The organism is Actinosynnema sp. NPDC023658, assembly GCF_040639995.1.
Taxonomy (GTDB): domain Bacteria; phylum Actinomycetota; class Actinomycetes; order Mycobacteriales; family Pseudonocardiaceae; genus Actinosynnema.
Map to the genome: position 1 here is coordinate 1 of NZ_JBFAAX010001168.1, position 1,621 is coordinate 1,621.

Sequence of the window (1,621 nt, forward strand, 5' to 3'; positions counted from 1 at the left end):
CCGCCGCACCGCTGGACGAACTGCTGGCCGAGGCCGTCGACCTGATCGCCGCGGGGCTGGCCGACCCACCGGGCCCGGCCGCCCGCGCCGCACGACCGAGACCCTGACACACCGCACCACCTACCGGGGGGATCCGATGTCCACCGAAACCGGCACGACCTCGCGCCGGGACGTCCTGCAAGCGATGTCCGGCCTGATGCTGGGCATGTTCGTGTCCATCCTGGCCTCGACCATCGTGTCGAACGCCCTGCCGCGCATCATCGCGGACCTGCACGGCTCGCAGTCGGTCTACACCTGGGTCGTCACGACCGAGCTGCTGGCCATGACCGCGACCGTGCCGCTGTGGGGCAAGCTGGCCGACCTCTACAGCCGCAAGCTGCTGATCCAGCTCTCCCTCGGCCTGTTCGTGGTGGGCTCGCTCATCGCCGGGTTCTCCCCGAACGTGGAGGTGCTGATCGCCAGCCGCGTCGTGCAGGGCCTCGGCGCGGGCGGCATGACCGCGCTGGCCACGATCGTGATGGCGGCGATGATCCCGCCGCGCGAGATGGGCCGCTACGCGGGCATCTTCGGCGCGGTGTTCGGCGTCGGCACGGTCGCCGGCCCGCTCATCGGCGGTGTCATGGTGGACACCTCGTGGCTGGGCTGGCGCTGGTGCTTCTTCATCGGCGTGCCGTTCACCCTGGCCTCGATCGTGCTGCTCCAGCGCACGCTGAAGCTGCCGTTGGTGCGCAATGAGGTCACGATCGACTACCTGGGCGCGGCGCTGATCGTCGGCGGCGTGTCCACGCTGCTGGTGTGGTCGACGCTGGCGGGCCACCAGTTCGAGTGGGCCTCGGCGTGGACCGCGGTGCTCGTGTCGGTCGGCGTGGTGCTGCTGGCGCTCGCGGTGTGGGTGGAGTCGCGGGCGGCCGACCCGATCGTGCCGCTGACGATCTTCTCCAACCGCACGGTGGCGCTGACGACGTTGGCCAGCGCGCTGGTGGGCGTGGCGATGTTCGGCGGCACGGTGTTCCTGTCCCAGTACTTCCAGATCGGCCTGGGCAAGACGCCGACGCAGGCGGGCCTGATGAGCCTGCCGCTGATCTTCGGCCTGCTGGTGTCCTCGACCGTCGCCGGCCAGCTGATCACCAAGTGGGGCAGGTGGAAGGCGTTCCTGGTCTCCGGCGCCGTCGTCATGGTCGGCGGGATGCTGCTGCTGGCCACGATCGACGCGGACACGAGCGTGTTCGTCGTGAGCGTGCACATGGCCGTGCTGGGCGTCGGTGTCGGCATGCTCATGCAGAACCTGGTGCTGGCGGCGCAGAACGACGTGCCCGCCCGCGACCTCGGCGCGACCACGTCGACCCTCACGTTCTTCCGCAGCCTCGGCGGCGCGATCGGCGTGAGCGCGCTGGGCGCGGTGCTCGCCAACCGGGTGACCGCGTTGAGCGAGGAGAAGTTCGGCCCGGCGCCGGGTGGCGGCGAGGGCACGGTGCCCGACCTGGCGCTGCTGCCGGAGCCGGTGCGGCTGGTCGTGCGCGAGATCTACGCCACGGCCACGGCCGAGCTGTTCCTGATCGGTGCGCCGATCGCGGTGCTGGCGCTGGTGGCGGTGCTGTTCATCAAGGAGAAGCCGCTCAAG

At 70.7% G+C, this 1,621-nt stretch carries 1 protein-coding gene; it reads left to right on the forward strand.

The features are described from left to right. Nucleotides 1-136: 136 nt before the first annotated feature. The coding region (locus AB0G02_RS39210; protein WP_360805282.1) for an MDR family MFS transporter at nt 137-1,621 on the forward strand (1,485 nt) is incomplete at its 3' end.